At 68.5% G+C, this 6546-nt stretch carries 4 protein-coding genes; 3 read left to right on the top strand and 1 reads right to left on the bottom strand.

Annotated features, from left to right (window positions below; genetic code table 11):
• On the top strand, nt 1-265 hold a 265-nt coding region (locus ABR571_RS00645; RefSeq protein WP_409451251.1), incomplete at its 5' end, for a hypothetical protein.
• A 108-nt stretch (nt 266-373) separates the two neighbouring features.
• On the top strand, nt 374-4282 hold the full coding sequence (locus tag ABR571_RS00640; RefSeq protein WP_409451250.1) for a DNA-directed RNA polymerase subunit beta': 3909 nt from the start codon (nt 374-376) through the stop codon (nt 4280-4282).
• A gap of 118 nt (nt 4283-4400) precedes the next feature.
• Here ABR571_RS00640 and ABR571_RS00635 read toward each other — a convergent pair whose 3' ends face one another.
• Nucleotides 4401-5372, bottom strand: a complete 972-nt coding sequence (locus ABR571_RS00635; protein ID WP_409451249.1) for a hypothetical protein — start codon at nt 5370-5372, stop codon at nt 4401-4403.
• Nucleotides 5373-5581: 209 nt separating this feature from the next.
• Between ABR571_RS00635 and ABR571_RS00630 the strand changes: the two genes are divergently transcribed.
• Nucleotides 5582-6546 (top strand): aldehyde dehydrogenase family protein (locus ABR571_RS00630; RefSeq protein ID WP_409451248.1); only part of this gene is annotated, 965 nt, incomplete at its 3' end.

Below are 6546 nucleotides of genomic sequence, written 5' to 3'. Positions count from 1 at the left end.
GATCAAGTCCGACGACATCCTCGGCCGCGTGAAGGTCTACGAGGCCATCGTCAAGGGCGAGAACATCCCCGAGCCGGGCATCCCCGAGTCGTTCAAGGTGCTGCTGAAGGAACTGCAGTCGCTGTGCCTGAACGTGGAGGTGCTGTCCAGCGACGGCGTCGCGGTCGAGATGCGTGACACCGACGACGACGTGTACCGCGCCGCCGAGGAACTCGGCATCGACCTGTCCCGCCGCTTCGAGCCGTCCAGCGTCGAAGAGGTCTGATCCCGCTTTGCACCTTTCAGCGCTGCTGTCGGCCTCGATTTGCAGCCCTGAAAGGTGCAAAGGCGGAGCACAACTGATCTGAGCGTCACCCTTAGGGAAGAAGGAACTTTGCTCGACGTCAATGTTTTCGACGAGCTGCGTATCGGCCTGGCCACTGCGGACGACATCCGTCAGTGGAGCCACGGCGAGGTCAAGAAGCCTGAAACCATCAACTACCGCACCCTGAAGCCGGAGAAGGACGGGCTCTTCTGCGAGAAGATCTTCGGCCCGACCCGGGACTGGGAGTGCTACTGCGGCAAGTACAAGCGCGTCCGCTTCAAGGGCATCATCTGCGAGCGCTGTGGCGTCGAGGTCACTCGCGCCAAGGTGCGCCGTGAGCGGATGGGCCACATCGAGCTGGCCGCGCCGGTTACCCACATCTGGTACTTCAAGGGCGTTCCGTCGCGCCTCGGTTACCTGCTCGACCTCGCCCCGAAGGATCTCGAGAAGATCATCTACTTCGCGGCGTACCTGATCACCAAGGTCAACGACGAGGAGCGTCACCGCGACCTCCCGACGCTCGAGGCCGAGGTCAGCGCGGAGAAGTCCACGCTGGAGAAGCGCCGCGACGCCGACATCGACGCCCGGGCCAAGAAGCTCGAGACCGATCTGGCCGAGCTCGAGGCCGAGGGCGCCAAGAGCGACGTCCGCCGTAAGGTCCGCGAGGGTGGCGAGCGCGAGATGCGCCAGATCCGCGACCGGGCGCAGCGTGAGATCGACCGTCTCGACGAGGTCATGGACACGTTCCGCAAGCTCGAGGTCAAGCAGCTCATCTCCGACGAGCTGCTCTACCGCGAGCTGCGCGACCGCTTCGGCGACTACTTCGAGGGCGGCATGGGCGCGGAGTCGCTCCAAACCCTCGTGAAGAACTTCGACCTCGACGCCGAGGCCGAGTCGCTGCGCGAGACGATCCGCTCGGGCAAGGGCCAGAAGAAGATCCGCGCCCTCAAGCGGCTCAAGGTGGTGGCGTCGTTCCTGGCGACCACGAACTCGCCCACCGGCATGATCCTCGACTGCGTGCCGGTGATCCCGCCGGACCTGCGCCCGATGGTGCAGCTGGACGGTGGCCGCTTCGCGACCTCCGACCTCAACGACCTGTACCGCCGCGTGATCAACCGCAACAACCGCCTCAAGCGACTGATCGACCTCGGCGCGCCCGAGATCATCGTCAACAACGAGAAGCGGATGCTGCAGGAGTCCGTGGACGCGTTGTTCGACAACGGCCGGCGCGGCCGTCCGGTCACCGGGCCGGGCAACCGTCCGCTCAAGTCGCTGTCCGACCTCCTCAAGGGCAAGCAGGGCCGCTTCCGGCAGAACCTGCTGGGCAAGCGCGTCGACTACTCCGGCCGTTCGGTGATCATCGTCGGCCCGCAGCTCAAGCTGCACCAGTGCGGCCTGCCCAAGGGCATGGCGCTCGAGCTGTTCAAGCCGTTCGTGATGAAGCGCCTGGTCGATCTCAGCCACGCGCAGAACATCAAGTCGGCCAAGCGCATGGTCGAGCGGGCCCGCCCGGTCGTGTGGGACGTCCTCGAAGAGGTCATCCGCGAGCACCCGGTGCTGCTGAACCGCGCACCGACGCTGCACCGCCTCGGCATCCAGGCCTTCGAACCGCAGCTGGTCGAGGGCAAGGCGATCCAGATCCACCCGCTCGTCTGCACCGCGTTCAACGCGGACTTCGACGGCGACCAGATGGCGGTGCACCTGCCGCTGTCGGCCGAGGCCCAGGCCGAGGCGCGGATCCTGATGCTGTCGACGAACAACATCCTCAAGCCGGCTGACGGCCGTCCGGTGACCATGCCGACGCAGGACATGATCCTGGGTCTGTACCACCTGACCGCCCTTCGCCCGGAAGGCGAGGGGGCGGGACGGCTGTTCTCCTCGGAGTCCGAGGCGATCATGGCCCGCGACATCAAGTCGCTGCACCTGCAGGCGCCGGTGCAGATCCGGCTGCAGGGTGTCACGGCCGTCGACAACGGCACCGGTGCCGAGAAGTGGACCGCGCCGGAGGGCTGGGAGCCGGGCAAGCCGCTGGTTCTGCAGACGACGCTGGGCCGCTGCCTGTTCAACGACGCGTTGCCGGGCGACTACCGCTTCGTCAACTACGAGGTGACCAAGAAGGAGCTCGGGCAGATCGTCAACGACCTGGCCGAGCGCTACCCCAAGGTCCAGGTCGCCAACACGCTGGACAACCTCAAGGCGGCCGGCTTCCACTGGGCGACCCGGTCGGGCATCACGATCGCCATCGACGACGTCGTCACGCCGCCGTCGAAGGCCGGCATCCTCGAGCGTTACGAGAAGGACGCCGACAAGATCGAGAAGCAGTACCTGCGCGGTGTCATCACGGAGGAGGAGCGCCGTCAGGAGCTCGTCGAGGTCTGGACCAAGGCGACCAGCGAGGTCGCCAAGGAGATGGAGCTCAACTTCCCGAAGACGAACCCCGTCTACATCATGGTCAACTCGGGTGCCCGAGGAAACATGATGCAGATGCGGCAGATCGCCGGTATGCGCGGTCTGGTGGCCAACCCGAAGGGCGAGATCATCCCTCGTCCGATCAAGGCCAACTTCCGCGAGGGTCTGTCCGTCCTCGAGTACTTCATCGCCACGCACGGCGCCCGCAAGGGTCTGGCCGACACCGCGCTGCGGACCGCCGACTCGGGTTACCTGACCCGTCGTCTGGTGGACGTGTCGCAGGACGTGATCATCCGCGAGGAGGACTGCGGCACCGACCGCGGCCTGTCGCTGACGATCGCCGCGCCCGGCCCGGACGGCACGCTCGTCAAGGACGTCCACGTCGAGACCTCGGTCTACGCCCGGGTGCTGTCCGAGGACATCCACAAGCCGGGTTCGAAGGCCGTCCTGGCCGCCGCCGGCAGCGACCTCGGCGACGTGAAGATCGAGGAGCTCGTGAACGCCGGCGTCAGCGAGGTGCGGGTCCGCTCGGTGCTGACCTGTGAGTCGGCGCTCGGCACCTGCGCCACCTGCTACGGACGGTCGCTCGCGACCGGCAAGCTGGTGGACGTCGGCGAGGCCGTCGGCATCATCGCGGCCCAGTCGATCGGCGAGCCCGGCACCCAGCTGACCATGCGGACGTTCCACACCGGCGGTATCGCCGGTGACGACATCACGCACGGTCTGCCGCGTGTGGGCGAGCTGTTCGAGGCTCGGGTGCCCAAGGGTGTCGCGCCGATCGCCGAGGCGTCGGGACGGGTGCGGTTCGAGGAGTCGGACGGGTCGAAGGGCTCCAGCCGGCGAATCGTGATCATCCCGGACGACGGCACCGAGGAGAAGGAGTACCCGATCACTCGGCGCTCCCGTCCCCTGGTGAACGACGGTGACTCGGTCGAGGCCGGGGCGCAGCTGATCTCGGGTGCGGTCAACCCGCACGACGTGCTGCGGATCATGGGCCCGCGTGAGGTGCAGCTGCACCTGGTGCGCGAGGTCCAGGAGGTCTACCGCTCGCAGGGTGTGGCGATCCACGACAAGCACATCGAGGTGATCATCCGGCAGATGCTCAAGCGCATCACCGTGATCGAGTCGGGTGCCACCGAGTTCCTTCCGGGTTCGCTCGTCGAGCGGAGCAACTTCGAGGCGGAGAACCGCCGCGTGGTTGCCGAGGGCAACGAGCCGGCCTCGGGCCGTCCGGTGCTGATGGGCATCACGAAGGCGTCGTTGGCCACCGAGTCGTGGCTGTCGGCGGCCTCCTTCCAGGAGACGACGCGCGTCCTCACCGACGCCGCCATCTCGGCCAAGAGCGACTCGCTCGTCGGCCTGAAGGAGAACGTGATCATCGGCAAGCTGATCCCGGCCGGTACCGGCATCTCGCGGTACCGCAACGTCGACGTCAACCCGACCGAAGAGGCCCGCGCCGCGGCGTTCTCGATGGCCGGCTACGACGAGAACGACTACTACGGGTTCGGTAACGCCGGGCTCGGCCCGGCGGTTCCGCTGGACGAGTTCGGCTACGACGACTACCGCTAGATATCGCAAGTTGTCCCGGCTTCCTCCGCGTTTGTGCGGACGAAGCCGGGACAGCTTCGTTAAACCTCCGGACTTGTCCCGGCGTCCTCCGGCTATCTCCGGACCAAGACGGGACAAGTCAGGGCCGGGTGTGGGCGAGTCGGATGCGTCGTAGCTGATCGATCACCCGGCCGGGGTTCAACCGGACGGTGATCGACGGGTACCGCAGGACAGTTTTGCCGCCGATCACCACCTCGTTCTCACGATCGGCGTCGTCCACCCACTGGTCGACCTCGAGGTGCCCGCGCCCGTCGACCTCCACCACGAGCAGCGCGCCGTCCGGCAGATCGAATTCGGCGTCCAGGTACCGAGCCTTTCCTTCCGGGTCCGTCCGTGCGCCTTGCCGCCGTGGCGGTGGCAGCCCGGCGCGCGACGCGAGCTTGCCCAGGTCGATTTCGGCCAGCGTGTGCCCGCCGCCACTGATGTCTCCCAGGATGTCGCGCATGACCGCGACGTGCCGGATGCGACCGGCCGCCACGAGTTCGGTCGCCAACTGGTCCGCCGTGACCAATCGCTGTTGGACGCCGGCGCACAGAATCGAGCACGCGCGGCGGGGGTAGCGGGACCAGGCCGCCGCGTCGACGATCGACCGCGCGGCCGTCGTTCGCGGGATCGACGCTGCCCGATTGATGTCGAGCTCAGCGAACCGGCGCGACTCGTGGAGCTTGACCCATTGAGGTACGCGTGCCTCGGTGGCATGCCGCACGAGGACGTGAACTCGATCGGGCTCGAAGCCCCGGAGGCCGGCAGCTGCGGCGGCGGACAGTCCCGCCAACGCCGCCGGTTTGCCCGGCAGTAGGACTGCGATCCATTCCCGCTGCGCCGGAGTTACCGGTGCGTTCTGCATGACGACGACATTGCGACCGAACGTCCGCCAACGTCGGGCGCGGGTAGCCGTCTCGATGTCGTGCGCGGTGAATCCGGCGTCGGCCAGCTGGCGGCGTGTGACGACGCCGAATTGCCGCTCGGCCAGAATCCCGAGGTCGGCCGGGGCCGCCACGAAGTCGACGCCCGCCGGCGCCCGTGCCTGGAGTGTCGCCCGCGGTGTCACCGTGGCACTGTGCCTCGCGAAACCCGGCCCTGGCGGCGTTGGGTGAGGTCCTGTGGATATCTAGTTGTCCCGGCGTCGACCGCCTATGAGCGGACGAAGCCGGGACAGGTCGCGGGAGGCGGGGAAGTTGTCCCGGCTAGCTCCGGGCAGGAGCGGAGGAGGCCGGGACAAGTCGGAGAGGGTGAGCGGGTGATGGGAGACTGCTGGGCGTGAGTTCTTCTGCGGTGACGACTTATGCCGCCGCGTCCGCTGCCGACGAGGTGCTGGCCGGGCTGGCCGGCAAGGCCGCCGCGGCCGCGGATTCGCTCGCCGACGCCACCGACGCCCAGCTCGGCACCGCCCTCAGCGCGATGGCCGACCGGCTGGCCACCGCCGCGCCCGAACTGGCCGCCGCCAACGCCGACGACGTGTCCGCGGCCCAGGACGCCGGCATGAGCTCGGCCCTGCTCGACCGGCTCCGGCTGGGCCCGGAGCGGCTCGCCGACCTCGCCGACAACCTGCGCCTGCTCGCCGAGACGGCGCCGATGGTCCGGGACGTCCCCGTTCGCGCGCTCGGCGACGGGCTCCAGCTCATCGAGCGCCGCCGCCCGGTCGGCGTCATCGGCGTCAACTACGAGGCGCGCCCGAACGTGACCATCGACGTGGCCTCCCAGCTGCTCAAGTCGCGCAACGCCGGCGTCCTGCGCACCGGGTCGGCGGCGATCGGCTCGGCCCTCGCCCTGCACCGCCACGTCATCGTCCCGGCGCTCGAGGCCGCCGGCATCGACGCCGACATCATCCAGGTCGTCGGCGAGCCCGGACACGAGTTCGCGGCAGCGCTCGTCCGCCAGCCGACCCTGATCCGACTCGTCATCCTGCGCGGCAGCGGCGAGACCACGGCCGCCCTCGGCGCCGAAGCGGCGCGGCACGGCGTGCGCACGCTCGCCCACGCCGAGGGCGGCGGCGTCCTGTACGTCGACAGCGCCGCCGATCCCGCCACCGTGCGGCGCCTGGTCCGCGAGGGCACCGATCGGCTGGGCGTGTGCAACCGGGTCAACCTGGTGCTCGTCGCCGAGGAGGCCGCCGACCGTTTCGAGCCGCTGATCCGGGACGAACTGGACAAGATCGGCATCAAGATCTCGGCGCCGCCGCACGACCACCCGATCGGCCACGAGTGGGCCCTCGACGACGGCAA

This window comes from Jatrophihabitans sp. (assembly GCF_046262535.1).
Classification (GTDB): Bacteria; Actinomycetota; Actinomycetes; order Mycobacteriales; family Jatrophihabitantaceae; genus Jatrophihabitans.
This window is presented reverse-complemented; position numbering and strand designations above follow the sequence as displayed.